Here is a 16,202-nt window from a genome sequence, read left to right as displayed (position 1 = left end):
TAATAGGATAAGGGTTAAGAAAGAGAAGGTGATATTTTTTGGCCCTGGAAGCCGGCGGCAAGATTTTGGAAGTAAATTTAGAAGAGGAAATGAAGCGCTCCTACATTGACTATGCGATGAGCGTAATTGTAGGGAGAGCTTTGCCTGATGTCCGCGATGGCTTGAAGCCGGTCCACCGGCGTATCCTTTATGCCATGTATGAAGAGGGGTTGACCCCGGATAAGCCCCATAAAAAGTCGGCCGTAGTGGTAGGTACGGTACTGGCCCGTTACCATCCCCACGGCGATGCTGCTGTTTATGAAACCATGGTTCGCCTGGCCCAGGATTTTGCCTGCCGTTATCCCCTGGTAGACGGCCACGGTAACTTCGGTTCTATTGACGGTGACTCGGCTGCAGCCATGCGTTATACCGAAGCCCGGCTGGCGAAAATCGCCCTGGCCATGCTGGCCGATATTGAAAAAGATACCGTTGACTTTATCGATAACTACGACGGCAGTCTCAAAGAGCCGGTAGTGCTCCCGGCACGGATCCCCCAGCTTTTAGTTAACGGGTCGGCGGGTATTGCCGTAGGTATGGCAACAAATATCCCGCCCCACAACCTGGGCGAAGTAATCGATGCCCTGGTTTACCTTATTGACCATCCGGAGGCCGAACTCAAAGACCTGACCCGGATTATCAAAGGACCGGACTTTCCTACCGGGGGCCTGATAATCGGCCGGGAAGGAATTAAAAATGCCTACCGGACCGGGCGGGGCAGCATCAAGATGCGGGCCAAAGCCCAGATAGAAACCCTGAGCAACGGTAAAAGCCAGATTGTGGTGACGGAAATTCCCTACCAAGTTAACAAGGCCCGCCTGGTGGAAACTATTGGCGAGCTGGTGCGGGAGAAAAAGATCGACGGCATTACCGACCTGCGGGATGAGTCCGACCGGACGGGGATGCGCATCGTCATCGAATTGCGCCGGGACGTCCAGCCCAGGGTGATTCTCAACCAGCTCTATAAACACACCCAGCTGCAGGAGAATTTCGGGGTTATTATGCTGGCCCTGGTGGACGGGCGGCCACGGGTTCTTAACCTGCGGGAAATGCTGACCCTCTACCTGGAACATCAGAAAGAAGTAATTACCAGGCGTACGCGCTACCTCCTGGAGCAGGCCGAAGCCCGGGCCCATATCGTTGCCGGCCTGCGCATTGCCATCCAATTTCTCGATGAAGTAATCAAGATTATTCGCCAGTCCCCCAATGAACCTGAAGCCTGCCGGGGTTTAATGGAACGTTTTTCTTTAAGCGACAGGCAGGCTAAAGCCATTGTCGATATGCGCCTGGGTCGCCTGACGGCCCTGGAAAGGGAAAAACTGGAGGAAGAATGGCAGGAACTGCAGAAACGAATTTCTTACCTAAAAGAAGTCCTGGGCAATGAGGCTATGGTTTACGGCATTATCAGGGATGAACTCCAGGAATATAAGAATAAATTTGCCGATCCCCGCCGCACGCAAATTATGCTGGAGGAAGAAAACATTGAAATAGAAGATCTTATTGCCAGGGAGGATATCGTCGTTACCCTGTCCCACCGCGGCTATATCAAACGCCAGCCAGTCGATACTTACCGCAGCCAGAAAAGGGGCGGCCGCGGTATCCAGGCCATGGGTACCAGGGAAGAAGATTTTGTCCAGGATATCTTTGTTACCACCACCCATCATTATCTCCTTTTCTTTACCAACCAGGGCCGCGTCTTTCGCCTGAGGGGGCATGAGATTCCCGAAGCCGGACGCCAGGCCCGGGGGACACCGCTGGTTAATTTAATTTATCTGAGCAAGGGAGAAACCATAACCGCCGTCATCCCTATCCGCGACCTGGATGAAGAAGCCTATCTCTTCATGGCTACCAGGTACGGCACGGTTAAGAAGACTACCCTATCTGAATTCCATACCTCGCGCCGGGACGGCCTTATTGCCATAGGCCTGGACACTGGGGATGAACTCATCGGTGTCCTGCGTACTGAGGGCAAGCACGAAGTTATCCTGGTGACGCGCCAGGGTAAGGCCATCCGCTTTGACGAAGAGGAAGTGCGTCCTATAGGACGGGCTGCCCGCGGCGTAAAGGGCATTACCCTGGAGGAAGGGGATGAGGTTGTCGGCCTGGTAAGGGTTAAAGAGGGGGCTGAGCTGGTTGTTGTTTCCGCCAATGGTTTTGGCAAGAGGACTCCCCTGGAAGAGTACCGTACCCAGAGCCGGGGTGGTAAAGGTATCATCACCATGAACGTTACCGGACGAACCGGTCCGGTAGCAGCCGTGGCCGTTGTCACCCAGGAGGACGAACTGATGCTGATTTCGGCCGACGGGATTCTCATCCGCCTGGGAGTGGAAGACATATCGCGCCAGGGCCGCAATACCCAGGGTGTTACCCTGATGCGCCTGGAACAAAACGACCGGGTGGTAGCCATAGCCCGTGTTCAATAAAATTTAAATATCGCTGGAAAAATAAGGTCATATTAAAAGATTTGCTTCAGGGGGTACCCTGTAGTAGAATGAAGCTGTGCATCCAGAACGGTCGAAGAGTGTAGCAATGGGGGGAACATAGATGGCAACAGAAAAGGGAACCTGGACGGTAAAAAAAGGCCTAGCGGAGATGTTGAAAGGCGGCGTCATCATGGACGTCACCACCCCGGAACAGGCTAAAATTGCCGAAGAAGCCGGGGCCTGCGCCGTGATGGCCCTGGAACGGGTACCGGCCGACATCCGCGCTGCCGGCGGGGTGGCCCGCATGGCCGACCCTACGGTTATCTTACGGATTATGGACGCCGTAACCATCCCGGTGATGGCCAAGGCCAGGATCGGCCATTTCGTGGAGGCGCAGATTTTGGAAGCCCTGGGCGTCGATTATATCGATGAAAGCGAAGTGCTAACCCCGGCGGATGAAGAATTTCATATCAATAAGCACGAATTCAAAGTACCCTTTGTCTGCGGTGCCCGCAATCTCGGCGAGGCTTTAAGGCGCATCGGCGAAGGAGCGGCCATGATCCGCACTAAGGGTGAGCCCGGTACCGGCAATGTCGTGGAAGCCGTGCGGCATATGCGCCGGGTAATGAGCGAGATCCGGCGGTTGCAAAACCTGCCCGATGAGGAATTAATGACCTTTGCCAAGGAAATCCAGGCTCCCTATGAACTGGTCAAACAGGTTAAGGAACTGGGACGGTTGCCTGTAGTCAACTTTGCCGCCGGCGGTATCGCCACTCCGGCCGACGCAGCATTAATGATGCAGCTGGGCGCCGACGGCATCTTTGTCGGTTCCGGTATTTTTAAATCCAGCGATCCCATGAAGCGGGCGCGGGCCATTGTCGCCGCCACTACCCACTTCCGGGAACCGGAAGTCCTGGCCGAGGTATCGAAAGACCTTGGTGAAGCCATGCCCGGGCTGGACATTGCCACTATTAGACAGGAAGAACGCATGCAGGAACGCGGCTGGTAATAGCGAGGCGAGATAAAAATGAAAATCGGCGTACTGGCCATGCAGGGCGCCTTCCGGGAGCATATTGCCTCCCTGGCGGCCCTGGGTGTTGAGGGTGTAGAGATCCGGCGGGAAAGGCAACTGGAAGGTATTGACGGGCTGATCATACCGGGCGGCGAGAGTACGACCATCGGCAAGCTAATGGTAGACTTCAACCTTCTGGAGCCCATCCGGGAACTGGCGGCGGCAGGGATGCCGCTCTTTGGCACCTGCGCCGGGATGGTGCTCCTGGCCAGGGATATAATCGGCAGCGACCAGCCCCGGCTGGGACTGATGCACGTGAGTGTCCAGCGCAATGCCTTTGGCCGCCAGGTGGACAGCTTTGAGGTTGACCTGGAGATCCCCGTCCTGGGGGAGGAGCCCTTCCATGCCGTCTTTATCCGCGCTCCCTACCTGGAGAGGGTAGAGCCCCCGGCGGAATCCCTGGCCACTTTTATGGGTAAGACCGTCATGGCCCGCCAGGGGAACCTCCTGGCGACGGCCTTTCACCCGGAATTAACTAATGATTTGCGAGTACACCGCTATTTCCTGGAGATGATAAAATAAGAGGGCTGGCGACAGCCCTTCTTTTAGTACAGGAAGATTTACCGGGGAGGCTTCATGAAAGCAGGTCAACTTTTTGCCCGGAGCATAGATATATTGAAAGCCTACCAGGCCTCGACGGGTGCCTTCCCGGCGGCTCCTGATTACCCGCCCTATAATTACTTCTGGCTGCGGGATGGGACCTTTATCGCCCACGCCCTGGACCTGGTGGGGGAAAGGGAAGCCGCCGGGGGGTTTTACCGCTTCGGCGCCCGCACCATTATCGCCCACGGCTATAAGGTAGAACGGGCCGTGGCGGCCGTAACCCGGGGCCAGCCCATAGATGATACCAACTGCCTCCATACCCGCTATACCCTCACCGGGGAAGAGGGCAGGGAGCCCTGGGGCAATTTCCAGCTGGACGGCTACGGCACCTTCCTCTGGGGCCTGGCCGCCCACCTGCGGGCCGGCGGCCCCTGGGAAGATGTTTATTGGCGGGCCGTTAAACTGGTGGTGCGATACCTCACCGGCCTCTGGCAGCACCCTTGCCTGGACTGCTGGGAGGAATACGGTGAGTACCGCCACCCCTCCACCCTGGCGGCCATATATGGAGGTTTGAAGGCCATTTTACCCTGGCTGGAAGATGAAGGCCGGAGAACAGGATGCCACGACGACGGCAGGGAGCCAAAAGGAGAGCAATATCCGGGACGACTGGCTTTAAAGGTAGAAGATGTACTGGAAAAGCTGCCTGAACTGGCCAGGAGGGAGTTTATCCGGGACGATCACTGGGTCAAGTTTGCCGGTCAGGATGCCGTTGATGCCAACCTCCTCTGGCTGGGAGTGCCCTTCGGCCTCTGCAGCCTGGATGATCCTGTCTTCGCAGCGACGGTGGCCAGGATTGAAGATGAGCTCTGTGCCGGTGGAGTGAAACGCTACGCTGCAGATACCTACTACGGCGGCGGTCAGTGGCTCCTCCTCACTGCATGGTTGGCCTGGTACTACCGCCTGCAGGGGGAAGGAGACCGGGCCAGGGAACTCCTGGTCTGGGTGGAAGCCCGGGCCGATACCAACGGCTACCTACCGGAGCAGGTGCCGGAAAACCTTACTTCCGAGGCCCACTACCAATACTGGCTGGAGCGCTGGGGACCCATCGCCAAACCCCTCCTCTGGTCCCACGCCATGTATATCATTGCCGTTAAGGGCATGGAAGTTTAAAATTAGAATAGCATCATGCCTATGAAGCCCTGGCACCATCTCCGCCTTGCCGGCAAGGCCAGAGGCGGAAGAGTCTTAAGGTTTAAGGAAGCGAAGAAAACCTCATTATCTCGAAATGGCGGTCGAAGGTGGCGATACGAGGGATGTTGTTAAGCCGCAAAATAGCGGCGCTGGTAGCGTCGGCTAAAGTTAGGGAAAGATCGGAAAATTTCTCCAGGCGCCTACGCGCTTCCTGCAGAATTTCCTTATCGACCCAGATTATTTCGGTAAATCCTTCCTCAACTTGCTGTTTTATTATATCAAGAAACTGCAGGGCTGCCTTTGTATTTAACTTGCGCATCAGTAAAGTATAAGTTTCAGATAGGATCAAATCAGAAGTTACAAGCAGGGTGCCTTCGGCTTGCAAGGATACCATCACCTGAGCGGCTTCGTGATGATGCTGGTCGCTTCGGACCAGGTAAGCAAACCATAAACCTGTATCAACAAATACTTTCATTAATTTGCCTCCGGATGCCCCGAGCCATATATTATATCATCATGCCTTTCGCTGGCTGTAAAAGGACTTGCTTTGCCAGCAAAAATTCCTATCGCCTTCAATACCGGATTCTTTTCCGGAGGTGTATTACGCCGCTTTTCCTGCTCGAGGTACATGATCAGCGCCCGGCGAACGATTTCCGATTCAGAAACCCTGGCGCGCCGGGACAATTCTTTTAATTCTTTATTCAGGGTAACAGGTACATACAACTGGCGTCTTACCATCTTGATTTGGGGCATAAAATTTACCTCCTTCCAGTGTCATTATAGTATAAATGGTGTATAGTGGGCAAGTATTATACACCATCTAAATACTTGTAGTGGCAATGCTTGATAGAGGTTTATCAAAGGCTCATTCTACCAATCCGACGTTAAACTATACTTTATGGCGCAATAGTTAATAAAACAGAATAAAGTTTCTCCAAGGTATTAAAGATTGTAAGGCAACCGTTGCGGCTGTCTTTTTAACTATTAAGTAAGCGTAAAATAAGACAGGCGGTACTCGATTGTTTCCACCGGCACGGGTTGGGAGTTAAACGTCATCGCATCGGTCATTATCGGGGGTGCCAGCGCAAACACAAATAAAGGAACAAAATAAACCTTTTTCAGATTGAGACCCATTGGAATCTTCATCATGGAGCCATTTTTTAATAACATATATTTTAACAGCAAAATATCTTACCGTTGCCGGCGTGGTGGCTCACCCCATTGCACCCTGGAACTCTCGCCCCGCCAGGTTAATATCGCCATAAAAAAGGAACTGCGGCGCCAGGGCTACCGGCTGGGCCGGCAAGGGGAACAACCCACGGTTAACCCCTGGCGGGCCGGGCGCCAGGTACCCACCGGCCGCCTGGTAACCAGGCTGGGGTTGGGGGCTTATAACCGCCAAGCCCCCCTGACCCTGGAATTGTACCGTCCCCGACTGGTGAGGTTGCCTTTGCGGGGGTCCTGGCAGCCGACACCATGGTCAAAACGGCGGCAGTGGATCTCCTCCAGGCCACCATCATGTGCCCGGGGAAATATATCATCTTAGTTGCCGGGGATATCAGCGCGGTCCAGAGCGCCGTCGAAGCAGGCAAAGCAGGGTTCGCGGCGAACATCATCAGCAGCCTGGTCCTTGCTAACGTGCATCCGGATGTCTTCCCAGCCCTTAAGGGTGTGGCCATCCTGGCCATTGATACCAACGAGGAACTGATGGTGGCGCGGCAGGTGGCGGAGCTAATTTGGGTGCCTAAATAAAGACTGGTGTCCCTTCACCGGTCCCCTCTCTGGTCCTATGTATGTATATCACTGCCGTTAAATCATGGTAATTGATTTTGGGCATATTTTATGATCTATATGTCCAAAAAACTGTTTGTGGTAGTCTTGCGATATACAAGTTATGAGATTAGAAAGGACTTGTTTCGCTGCAAAATTCTATTACCTTGGGGGATGTTTTTATGCCAGCCAAAAACCTCGATGTTGTCTCCATAGGTGAGATTTTAATTGATTTCGTGGGCAGCCCCAAAGGTTTTCCCCTGGCGGAAGTGACTGATTTTCGCTGTGCTGCCGGCGGCGGGCCGGCCAATGTAGCCGTAGGGGTGGCGCGCCTGGGCGGCCGCGCCGGTTTCATCGGTAAGGTGGGCCGGGACGCCTTCGGTGATTATTTGCAGCAGGCCCTGGAAGAGAATGGTGTGGACACCCGGGGACTGCTACGTGATGACGAGGCCAATACTACCCTGGTTTTTGTGGCCTTGAACGAAAAGGCGGTGCCGGAGTTTGTCTTCTTTCGCCACGGGACAGCCGATACGAGGCTGGCCCCCGGCGAACTGCCGCCCGAAGTACTTGAGGAGACCCGTATCCTCCACTTCAGTTCCGTTTCACTAACGGTGGAACCGGCCAGGAGCGCCACTATGGAGGCGGTACGGCTGGCCCGGGCGGCCGGGGCGATTATCTCCTTTGACCCCAACTTACGCCTTTCCCTCTGGCCGGACCGGGAGACGGCCAGGGAAAAGATCCTGCAAGCAGCCGCAAAAGCGGATATTATCAAGCTCAATGAAGAGGAGCTAGCATTTTTGACAGGTTGTTCGATTCTGGCCGATGGTATAGAGGCGCTTCTGTCCGGGAAACTATTCTCCGGGGAGTTATCCACGGACCAATGTACCGGGGTGAAGGGGCCACGGCTAATCGCTGTTACCCGGGGCGCGGCCGGGGCTGTCCTGTACCGGCAAGGGCTGCCGGTAGAGATACCAGCCCTACCAGTAAACGCTGTGGATACTACGGGTGCCGGGGATGCATTCATGGCCGGCATGCTGGTGGTGATGGCTGAAGCCATTCGCCAGGGACTGAACGTTGAGGCGTTGGCTCCCTCCTGGATAGAGCGGTTGGGTCGCTGGGGCATCGTTGCCGCGGCCCTTACCTGCACCCGAACCGGCGTGATACCGGCTTTGCCGACAAAAGAAGAAGTGGCTAAATTAGCAACATAAGGAGCAAATGATGATATTACCTGGATATCAACAGCAGTTCCGAAGAAATTGAACTTGCTGTGGCCCAGGAAGAAAAGGTGCTGCGGGAATTCCGCCGCCGTGCCCGGACGGTTTGAAGTAAGAAATTTGGTTGTAAGGGGGGGGGGTTAAAGGAATACAACGGAGAAAGCGTCAAAGATCGCCGTGAAGAAGTTATATTGACCTAACGGGGCATTACGTCGCGTGGGGTCGGCATTGATTTAAGCCGACCCCCCCGTTTCAATTAATAATATAAAAACATTATCATCTGGACACACCCGGTACATAAAAGTAAAATTAAAGAAATTTACCTGTCCTGTTTTCTGACCTCCACCCTGGCCAAATTCTCGTAGAAGCGAACGATGGCGCCGTGGTCGGCATCACCCAGGCCGTCAACCTTGAGGGCCTGGAGGATTTCCATGACCGCCGCAGTCAGGGGCAGGGGTACTCCCACCTCATGCCCGGCTGACAGGGCGTTGGCCAGGTCTTTGATGTGCAGGTTGATCCGGAAACCGGGATTAAACTTCCTGGCCATTACCAGGGGGGCTTTAGCATCGAGGACTGTACTCCCCGCCAGCCCGCCGCGGATAGCCTGGTAGACGAGGTCCGGATCCACCCCGGCTTTGGTGGCCAGTACCAGGGCCTCAGACATGGCGGCAATGTTCAGGGCGACGATGATCTGGTTGGCCAGCTTGGTTACATTACCGGCGCCGATATCGCCGACCCTGACCACCGAGGCCCCCATGGCCTTTAAAATATCATAGCATTCATTAAAGTCTTCCTGCCGTCCCCCCACCATAATCGACAAAGTGCCGTCAATGGCTTTAGGCTCGCCCCCGCTGACCGGGGCATCCAGCATTCTTATGCCTTTTTCTTTTAACCTGGCGGCAATTTCCCTGGTAACCATGGGGTCTATGGAACTCATATCGACAAGGATGGAACCCGGCCGCGCGCCTTCGATGATCCCGTTGTCCCCCAGGACTACTTCCTTTACCTGGGGTGAATTGGGAAGCATGGTAATAAATATGTCGCAGCGTTCGGCCACCTCCCGGGGAGAACCCGCGGGTTCCGCGCCGGCGGTAACTACCTCTGCAACAGCCTCTTTAACAATATCGTAGACTACCAGCTGGTGTCCGGCCTTGATGAGGTTTTTACTCATGGGTTTGCCCATGATGCCGAGACCGATAAATCCGATTTTACTCATTACTATCTACTCCTTTCGTAAAAGTTACTCCAGGTTGTACCCGTAAGCTTTAATCCACCCCAAAGAACTCAGTGTATCGGGTTCGGGAATATATTCCAGGGACACGTAGCCTTCATACCCCAGGTTGTCAATTTCCCGCAGCAAGAAGGGGTAATTTATTTCCCCGGTCCCCGGTTGATGCCTGCCGGGATTGTCGGCTATCTGGATATGTCCTATACCTTGAATATGCTCGCGCAACGTAGCCGTTAAATTGCCTTCTTCCTTCTGGGCGTGGTAAAGGTCGTATTGCAGGTATACGTTGGGCATGTTTACTTCCTCGATCAATCGCAAAACCTGGCCGGATGTGTTAAGGAAAAAGCCCGGGACGTCATAGTGATTAATGGGTTCTACCATCAGTTTTAAATTGTGTTCGGCCAGGGCCCGGGCTGCGTAACGGGTATTTTCTACCAGTACCCGCCAGTGCTCTTCCCGGGAAAAAGCCAGGTTTATTTTACCTGCCAGGCAGTTCAGGCGGGGGACATGGAGTTGCCCGGCCCACTCGACAGCCTGCCTGACACCGGCGCGGAACTCTTCCGTGCGCCCGGGGTCGGCGGCAATACCCCGCTCACCGGCGGCCCAGTTGCCTGCGGGGAGATTAAATAACACTACCCGGAGGTTATTTTCGGCAAGGGATGTTTTGATAGCGTCAAGGCTAAAGTCATAGGGGAACAGGAACTCTACCGCATTAAACCCGGCTTTACGGGCGGCATTAAAGCGCTCCAGGAAGGGTAATTCGGTAAACAGCATCGTTAAATTAGCAGCGAACTTCGGCATGGTTCAATACCTCCTGAATGAAGTAGTATGGTCACAAAGTTTCCTGCACGATCACCTCCCGGGTGTTTCATGCGTATTCCTGGATGGCGTCAATACTGGACCCCATTGAACATAGTGTTTTCCTCTCGACGATTATATCAAGGACATAAGGAACACCGGCGTGCAGGGCCCTTACCAGCGCCGGCTTTATCTCCTCCGGCTGCGTTACCCTTTCGCCCCTGGCACCGTACCCTGAGGCAACCCGGACAAAATCTATTTTCCCGTCGTTGTACCACAGGTCTACGGCATACTCATAGCCATAATTCAGGGCCTGGTTCTGGCGGATAAGACCCAGGTAGCCGTTGTTTATTATGATGACGATGATTGGTATGCCATACTGACAGGCCATGGCCAGGGCTTCGCCTTGAAAGGTAAAGCCGCCGTCACCGACGATGGCGCAAACCCGGGCTTCAGGGTTGGCTATCTTGGCCCCTACGGCCGCCGGGATTTCAAAGCCCAGGGTTCCCGCTCCACCCGAGGGGAGGTAGTACCTGGGCCGCCATGTTTTCTGGAACTGCCCCGACCAGATCTGGACGACACCGCAGCCGACGGTAAAAATCGTATCCTTGCCCAGCAATTCGTTTATTTCATGAAAAACCCTGTGGGGCTTAATGGGAATATCATCGAATTGTACCCGGCGCTCGCTTTTTTCCCTGAGCTCCGGTATCCTGACGACCCAGCCCCGGGGGTCCCTTTTCCCGGTTTTTGTTTTCGCAGCTTCCAGTAGCGCTGCCAGTGCCAGCCGGGCATCGGCGACTATTCCCAGGTCGGTACTTATGGTGCGCCCTATCTGGGTGGGTTCTATATCGATATGGATAAACTTTCGCCCCCGGGTATAGACATCAACGTTACCGGTATGCCGGTCATTAAACCTGCAGCCGATGCCCAGAACAAGGTCGGATTCCAGGAAAGCCTTATTGCCGAAGGGTGTATTGCACTGGGTCCCTACCTGGCCGCAATAAAGGGGGTGATCCGGGGGTATACTGCCCTTGCCCATATAGGTTGTAACGACAGGGAGGGAAAGGTACCCGGCAAACTCCAGGAGTTCCCTGGTGGCTCCGGCTATGATCACCCCGCCCCCCGCAAGGATAACGGGGGATTTGGCAGCCAAAATCATTTCTACGGCTTTTTTAACCTGCCGGGGATTGGGTTCAGGTTTATCCCATGGCAGGGGGGCGTCCAGCTCCGGGTCATAGGTTATATCGGTTGTCTGGACATCCAGGGGCAGGTCAATGAGGACGGGTCCCGGCCGCCCCGACCTGGCCAGGCGGAAGGCCTCTCTGATGATACCTGGCGCCCTGGACGGTTCGGTTACGCACCAGGCGCCTTTAACATAAGGACGCACCGTACTCACAATATCGACGCACTGGAAGGCTTCCTTACCCAGCTGGGAACGGTTGTTCTGGCCGGTGATCGCCACTATAGGTATGGAATCAATTTGCGCGTTGTACAGCCCGGTTACCAGGTTGGTGGCCCCGGGTCCCGAGGTAGTAATGCAGCAGGCAATATTACCGCTGGCCCTGGTATAGCCGTCGGCCGCATGGGCCGCACCCTCTTCATGTCTTGCCGTGTAATGACTTATTTTTTTGGATAAAGAAAGATATTTATACACCGGTGTAACGCTGGCACCGGGTATTCCAAAAACAGCACGGACACCTTCGCTTTCCAATATTTTTACAAGAACTTCGGCTACAAGCATTATATACTACCCTACCCCCCATCCGTATACTTGTTTCTTGAGATTTTATTTTAATTGGGACACCACAAAAAATAAAGGCTTTAACCGTTAAAGGTCTTCCCGGCAGCTTGAAAGAATCGCTGGCGTATTTTTCTTGTCGGGAAAGGGATAGGGGGAAAGCGGGTTAACTATTTATCCTTAAATTTTTTCTTTTTAGTTTGCTGGTAAGGCCGTTTAGTTTTAAAACGTGTATATTATCATTGATACCCGGCCTAGACCTGTGAATACCTTATTTAACCCTCCTCATGAGATTTTATTTAACCCGGGATATTAACCGGTGTATTAACGGCGGCCGGCCAGGAAATCTTCCAGCCGGTCAAGGCCTTCTTTGATGTTTTCCAGGGAATTGGCGTAGGAGAGGCGGAGGTAACCCTCGCAGTTGCGGCCGAAGTCGATGCCCGGGGTAACGGCTACCCGGGCCTTTTCTAATATTTCAAAGGCAAAGGAATAGGAATCGTTTGTATATTTCTTGACGTTGGCAAGGGCATAAAAGGCGCCGGTGGGCTCGACCCGGGTGGCCAGGCCCATGGCTTTGAGGCGGTTCAACAGGTAACGGCGACGCTCGTCGTAGGTAGCTACCATGTGCGCCACGTGCTCGTCGCATTCCCGCAGGGCGGTGATAGCGGCGGCCTGGACGAAGGAACCGGCGCAGATAAAGAGGTTCTGCTGCAGCTTTTGTAAAGGCCGGACAAACTCCGGCGGTGCGATGACGTAACCCAGGCGCCAGCCGGTCATGGCGTAGAGCTTGGAAAAGCCGTTGATGACAAAGGCCCGGTCGGTAAATTCCAGGATGGTATGCTCGCGGCCTTCGTAAACAAGGCCGTGGTAGATCTCGTCGGCAATGATACAGGGTTCCAGCTGGGCCAGGGCTCTTAATTCGTCTGCCGTAAAGACGGTCCCGGTGGGATTGGCGGGGGAATTGACCATGATGGCCCGGGTGCGGGTGGTAAGGCGGGCACGGATTTCCTCCGGCCGGTATTTGAAGCCGTCTTCCTCCCATACCGGCACCATTACCGGGCGGCCTCCGGTATAGCGGATAAAATTGGGGTAGCAGGCGTAATGGGGGTCGGGGAGGATGACTTCGTCTCCCGGTTCCAGGAGGACGCCGCAGACCAGGAGCATGGCCGGGGAGGTGCCGGATGTAACGACGACCTGGTCGGGCGAGATGCTAACCCCGTATTTCCGCCGGTAGTAGCGGGCGATTTCCTCCCGGAGTTCGGGCTTGCCCAGGCTGTGGGTATAGTGGGTATCCCCTGCTGCCAGGGCGCGCCGGGCGGCTTCTTTCACAGGTTCCGGGGTATCGAAATCCGGTTCGCCGATTTCCAGGTGGATGATGTTCTCTCCCCGGGCTTCCATTTCTTTGGCCTTTTCCAGGATGTCCATGACGATAAAGGGCGGCATTTCCCGGGCTCGGGTGGCGATGTCTTTTTCCCTGTCAGGCATGTGCTTACCACCCTCTTCTATAATAATTAAATAATGTTAAGTTTTTTCGCCACGGGGAAGCAGGAATCCTGCCCGCTAATTTATATTACTTTTTTGACAAGTGGTACAGCAGGTGTTACCATAGATGCAGGATATTCAACTCTTTGTATATACCGGCGAAAACATGATGATATAATAATTTTGGTGATGAAGAAGTGGCCAGAGAATTAACCGAAATAATCAAAAACCGTTATAACCGCACTGCGCTTTTTTATGACTGGATGGACCGGATGATCTCCGGTGATTGGCGCCGGCGGGTGTGGCAGGAAGCACGGGGTCGAGTGCTGGAAGTTGGGGTAGGTACGGGGGCCAATTTCCCCTTTTATCCACCTGAATGCCGGGTAACGGCCATTGACTTCAGCCCCGGGATGCTGGCCCGGGCCAGGCAAAAGCTCCAAATGGCCCCGGCACCGGTGGACTTAATAGAGATGGATGTCCAGCACCTGGAATTTGAAGACGCCAGTTTTGACACGGTGGTAGCCACCTGCGTTTTTTGCACAGTACCCGATCCGGTGCAGGGGCTAAAAGAAGTACGCCGGGTCTGCCGCCCGGAAGGCAGGATAGTACTGCTGGAGCATGTACGCAGTGAGCACTGGTTTTTTGGCCCCGTGATGGATGCCCTGAACCCCCTTGTCCTGTATCTAATCGGTTCCAACATTAACCGCCGTACGGTGGCCAATGTGAGGATGGCCGGTATCGAGATTGAACGGGAGGAGGATTTAGCCGCAAAGATTGTTAAATTGATTATCGGGCATCCCGGGGGAATTTAAAGCCTCCAACTTTCTTTAATAATTTGTTAAATATATTATCCGGCCTTGCGTTTCCTGCCACGGTATGCTAATATAATCTACAAATTAGTTAATGTTAAAGCGATGAGGGGGAGTGTCGGCAGCCCACTCCGGTAGGCGAGAGAGCTGGTGGACGGTGGGAACCAGCCCGGAGGCTGTCGAGGGGCACCCCTGAGTACCCGGCGAGAAATCCTGCATAAGGAAGAAGCCGGGGCGGTCATGTCCGTTACGCATGTAGAGGGGACCGGGTTATGGCATTTTAACCCGGTCAATTAGGGTGGCACCGCGGGTGAAACTCTCGTCCCTTACAAAAGGGACGAGAGTTTTTATTTTTAGTTGGGTAAAATTGGGAGGTGACTTATCGATCTTAACCCTTAACAGGGGATAATATAGCCCGCATTTCTTAATAATGTCGCAATAAAAACGGGAAAGGGTGTTTTTTATGACTGATAAGCAAATCTTACTTTTACCCGGGCCGACGCCGGTCCCACCCCGGGTAGCCCTGGCCACGGCGCGGCCGGCTATAAACCACCGCGGCCCGGAGTTTAAAGCCCTGTGGGAAGAAATAACGGAAGGATTAAAGGATGCCTTTCAGACCCGCGCCGAGGTGGTCATCTTAACGGCTTCTGGGACCGGTGGCATGGAAGCGGCCGTTGCCAACCTTATTTCACCTGGAGAAAAGGTGCTGGCCGTAACCATTGGCGCTTTTGGCGAGCGTTTCATCCAGATTTGCCGTGCTTTCGATGTCGAAACGGAGGTTATGGCCTTCCCGTACGGGGAGGCGGCCGATCCCCAGGCCATAGCCAGTCGCCTGGAAGTCGATAAGGAACATAAGATTAAGGCCGTTCTCGTCCAGCACAATGAGACCTCGACCGGGGTTTTAAACGATATCCAGGCCATCAGCCGTGCCCGGGGAAACCATCCCGCCCTCCTCATTGTGGACAGCATCAGCGGCCTGGTAGCCGCCGATTTACCCATGGACGCCTGGAAGGTTGATGTCGTAATTGCCGGTTCCCAGAAAGCCTTCATGCTGCCGCCGGGTTTAGCCATGCTGGCCGTGAATGCCCGCGCCTGGCAGGCAGCAGAACAATGCACCAACCGGCGTTTTTACCTTGATATTAAAAAAGCGAGAAATTCAGGACTAAAGGGCCAGACCCCCTTTACACCTGCCGTCTCCCTTCTCTACGGGCTGCAGGAATCCTTGCGCATCCTGAAGGAGGAAACCCTGGCCGGCAGTTTTGCCCGCCATGCCTTGATGCGGGATATGGTACGGGCAGGGGTCCGCGCCCTGGGACTAAAACTCCTGGCTGAAGACGCGGTGGCCTCACCGGCAGTGACGGCCGTATGTGTACCGGAAGGCATGAAACCGGCAGATATAATTACCCCTTTGCGGGAAAAGTTCGGCGTAGTTGTTGCCGGCGGGCAGGGCGATGTCAAGGACCGGGTATTCCGCATCGGCCACCTGGGTTATGTAAGTTACAGCGACATCCTGGCCGGCCTGGCCGCCCTGGAAAATGTTCTCGTTGATGCCGGCGTAAAGGTGAACCGGGGCGCGGCGGTGGCGGCGGCCGGGGCTATATTAGGCGAAGAAAGGCCTGCCGGCGTGTAAAACCATGTCCAGCTAGGAGTGGAGCTGCTTATAGGGGCTAAGCGCCCGCTCCACTAAGCATGAAAATGTAGGTTGAGGCAAGGGGCTGGAGGGGAGCAAGGCTGAGCGCTAAGTTTGCTAGCCGAGAACCACCGAGCCCGGAGCCTTTACATCCAGCCTACAAAAAGCTGAATTACATGGCAGAACCTCATTTCCAAGGGAGGGGATAACCGCAATGCACGTATTAGCCCTGGACGGAATCGACGAACGCGGCCTGGCTATCCTCCGG

The 16,202-nt window shown here is 54.5% G+C and carries 15 protein-coding genes and 1 other annotated feature; of the genes, 8 read left to right on the top strand and 7 right to left on the bottom strand.

Going from position 1 to position 16,202, the window contains the following annotated elements; all coding sequences use genetic code 11:
- Positions 1 to 38: 38 nt before the first annotated feature.
- The 4 genes from gyrA (at position 39) to NWF31_RS13915 (ending at position 5,244) form a co-directional block, all read left to right on the top strand.
- Positions 39 to 2,459, top strand: coding sequence for a DNA gyrase subunit A (gyrA, locus tag NWF31_RS13930; protein WP_277999060.1), 2,421 nt, complete (start codon positions 39 to 41; stop codon positions 2,457 to 2,459).
- Positions 2,460 to 2,580: 121 nt separating this feature from the next.
- Positions 2,581 to 3,468: a pyridoxal 5'-phosphate synthase lyase subunit PdxS gene (pdxS, locus tag NWF31_RS13925; RefSeq protein ID WP_258361108.1), complete on the top strand. Its 888-nt coding sequence runs from the start codon at positions 2,581 to 2,583 to the stop codon at positions 3,466 to 3,468.
- An 18-nt stretch (positions 3,469 to 3,486) separates the two neighbouring features.
- A complete protein-coding gene (gene pdxT / locus NWF31_RS13920) occupies positions 3,487 to 4,053 on the top strand; it encodes a pyridoxal 5'-phosphate synthase glutaminase subunit PdxT (RefSeq protein WP_258361107.1) in 567 nt (188 codons plus the stop codon).
- A 54-nt stretch (positions 4,054 to 4,107) separates the two neighbouring features.
- The gene (locus NWF31_RS13915) at positions 4,108 to 5,244 is read left to right on the top strand and encodes a glycoside hydrolase family 15 protein (protein ID WP_258361106.1); all 1,137 of its coding nucleotides are present in this window, start codon (positions 4,108 to 4,110) and stop codon (positions 5,242 to 5,244) included.
- Between the two features lie 82 nt (positions 5,245 to 5,326).
- Here the strand turns inward: NWF31_RS13915 and NWF31_RS13910 are convergent, their stop codons facing one another.
- From NWF31_RS13910 to NWF31_RS13900, 3 genes are all read right to left on the bottom strand, one after another.
- Positions 5,327 to 5,740 (bottom strand): type II toxin-antitoxin system VapC family toxin, encoded by a 414-nt coding sequence (locus NWF31_RS13910; RefSeq protein WP_258361105.1) that lies wholly within the window; start codon positions 5,738 to 5,740, stop codon positions 5,327 to 5,329.
- The gene (locus NWF31_RS13905; protein ID WP_258361104.1) at positions 5,740 to 6,018 is read right to left on the bottom strand and encodes a ribbon-helix-helix protein, CopG family; all 279 of its coding nucleotides are present in this window, start codon (positions 6,016 to 6,018) and stop codon (positions 5,740 to 5,742) included. Before NWF31_RS13905 ends, NWF31_RS13910 begins: the two co-directional genes overlap by 1 nt.
- 460 nt (positions 6,019 to 6,478) lie before the next feature.
- Positions 6,479 to 6,667: a hypothetical protein gene (locus NWF31_RS13900; protein ID WP_258361103.1), complete on the bottom strand. Its 189-nt coding sequence runs from the start codon at positions 6,665 to 6,667 to the stop codon at positions 6,479 to 6,481.
- A 74-nt stretch (positions 6,668 to 6,741) separates the two neighbouring features.
- Between NWF31_RS13900 and NWF31_RS13895 the strand changes: the two genes are divergently transcribed.
- Together NWF31_RS13895 and NWF31_RS13890 are read left to right on the top strand one after the other, a co-directional pair.
- Positions 6,742 to 7,017, top strand: coding sequence for a BMC domain-containing protein (locus NWF31_RS13895; RefSeq protein WP_422880292.1), 276 nt, complete (start codon positions 6,742 to 6,744; stop codon positions 7,015 to 7,017).
- Positions 7,018 to 7,217: 200 nt separating this feature from the next.
- Complete coding sequence (locus tag NWF31_RS13890; protein ID WP_258361102.1) at positions 7,218 to 8,243, top strand: carbohydrate kinase family protein; 1,026 nt, start codon at positions 7,218 to 7,220, stop codon at positions 8,241 to 8,243.
- A 325-nt stretch (positions 8,244 to 8,568) separates the two neighbouring features.
- On the opposite strand, the gene garR is transcribed toward NWF31_RS13890, so the two are convergent.
- The 4 genes from garR to NWF31_RS13870 form a co-directional block, all read right to left on the bottom strand.
- Positions 8,569 to 9,465 carry a 2-hydroxy-3-oxopropionate reductase gene (garR, locus tag NWF31_RS13885; RefSeq protein WP_258361101.1) on the bottom strand — a complete coding sequence of 299 codons (897 nt, stop codon included), beginning with the start codon at positions 9,463 to 9,465 and terminating at the stop codon, positions 8,569 to 8,571.
- A gap of 24 nt (positions 9,466 to 9,489) precedes the next feature.
- Positions 9,490 to 10,278, bottom strand: coding sequence for a hydroxypyruvate isomerase (gene hyi / locus NWF31_RS13880; RefSeq protein WP_258361100.1), 789 nt, complete (start codon positions 10,276 to 10,278; stop codon positions 9,490 to 9,492).
- A gap of 67 nt (positions 10,279 to 10,345) precedes the next feature.
- Positions 10,346 to 12,016, bottom strand: coding sequence for a biosynthetic-type acetolactate synthase large subunit (ilvB, locus tag NWF31_RS13875; protein ID WP_258361099.1), 1,671 nt, complete (start codon positions 12,014 to 12,016; stop codon positions 10,346 to 10,348).
- A gap of 321 nt (positions 12,017 to 12,337) precedes the next feature.
- A complete protein-coding gene (locus NWF31_RS13870) occupies positions 12,338 to 13,498 on the bottom strand; it encodes a pyridoxal phosphate-dependent aminotransferase (RefSeq protein WP_258361098.1) in 1,161 nt (386 codons plus the stop codon).
- Between the two features lie 194 nt (positions 13,499 to 13,692).
- On the opposite strand from NWF31_RS13870, the gene NWF31_RS13865 reads away from it, so the two are divergent.
- Together NWF31_RS13865 and NWF31_RS13860 are read left to right on the top strand one after the other, a co-directional pair.
- Entirely contained in the window at positions 13,693 to 14,307 is a 615-nt protein-coding gene (locus NWF31_RS13865) for a class I SAM-dependent methyltransferase (protein WP_258361097.1), read from the top strand.
- 93 nt (positions 14,308 to 14,400) lie between these two features.
- Positions 14,401 to 14,634 (top strand) — a binding site (T-box leader).
- A 133-nt stretch (positions 14,635 to 14,767) separates the two neighbouring features.
- A complete protein-coding gene (locus NWF31_RS13860) occupies positions 14,768 to 15,934 on the top strand; it encodes a pyridoxal-phosphate-dependent aminotransferase family protein (RefSeq protein ID WP_258361096.1) in 1,167 nt (388 codons plus the stop codon).
- Positions 15,935 to 16,202 lie beyond the last annotated feature (268 nt).

Origin of the sequence: Neomoorella sulfitireducens (assembly GCF_024733845.1) — a bacterium.
Classification (GTDB): domain Bacteria; phylum Bacillota; class DSM-521; order Neomoorellales; family Neomoorellaceae; genus Neomoorella; species Neomoorella sulfitireducens.
This window is presented reverse-complemented; position numbering and strand designations above follow the sequence as displayed.

Excerpts from the sequence above, each read along its gene's own strand:
- pdxS (WP_258361108.1), top strand. The coding sequence starts at position 2,581 with ATGGCAACAGAAAAGGGAACCTGGACGGTAAAAAAAGGCCTAGCGGAG.
- pdxT (WP_258361107.1), top strand. The coding sequence starts at position 3,487 with ATGAAAATCGGCGTACTGGCCATGCAGGGCGCCTTCCGGGAGCATATT.
- NWF31_RS13915 (WP_258361106.1), top strand. The coding sequence starts at position 4,108 with ATGAAAGCAGGTCAACTTTTTGCCCGGAGCATAGATATATTGAAAGCC.
- NWF31_RS13910 (WP_258361105.1), bottom strand. The coding sequence starts at position 5,740 with ATGAAAGTATTTGTTGATACAGGTTTATGGTTTGCTTACCTGGTCCGA.
- NWF31_RS13905 (WP_258361104.1), bottom strand. The coding sequence starts at position 6,018 with ATGCCCCAAATCAAGATGGTAAGACGCCAGTTGTATGTACCTGTTACC.
- NWF31_RS13895 (WP_422880292.1), top strand. The coding sequence starts at position 6,742 with ATGGTCAAAACGGCGGCAGTGGATCTCCTCCAGGCCACCATCATGTGC.
- NWF31_RS13890 (WP_258361102.1), top strand. The coding sequence starts at position 7,218 with ATGCCAGCCAAAAACCTCGATGTTGTCTCCATAGGTGAGATTTTAATT.
- garR (WP_258361101.1), bottom strand. The coding sequence starts at position 9,465 with ATGAGTAAAATCGGATTTATCGGTCTCGGCATCATGGGCAAACCCATG.
- hyi (WP_258361100.1), bottom strand. The coding sequence starts at position 10,278 with ATGCCGAAGTTCGCTGCTAATTTAACGATGCTGTTTACCGAATTACCC.
- ilvB (WP_258361099.1), bottom strand. The coding sequence starts at position 12,016 with ATGCTTGTAGCCGAAGTTCTTGTAAAAATATTGGAAAGCGAAGGTGTC.
- NWF31_RS13870 (WP_258361098.1), bottom strand. The coding sequence starts at position 13,498 with ATGCCTGACAGGGAAAAAGACATCGCCACCCGAGCCCGGGAAATGCCG.
- NWF31_RS13860 (WP_258361096.1), top strand. The coding sequence starts at position 14,768 with ATGACTGATAAGCAAATCTTACTTTTACCCGGGCCGACGCCGGTCCCA.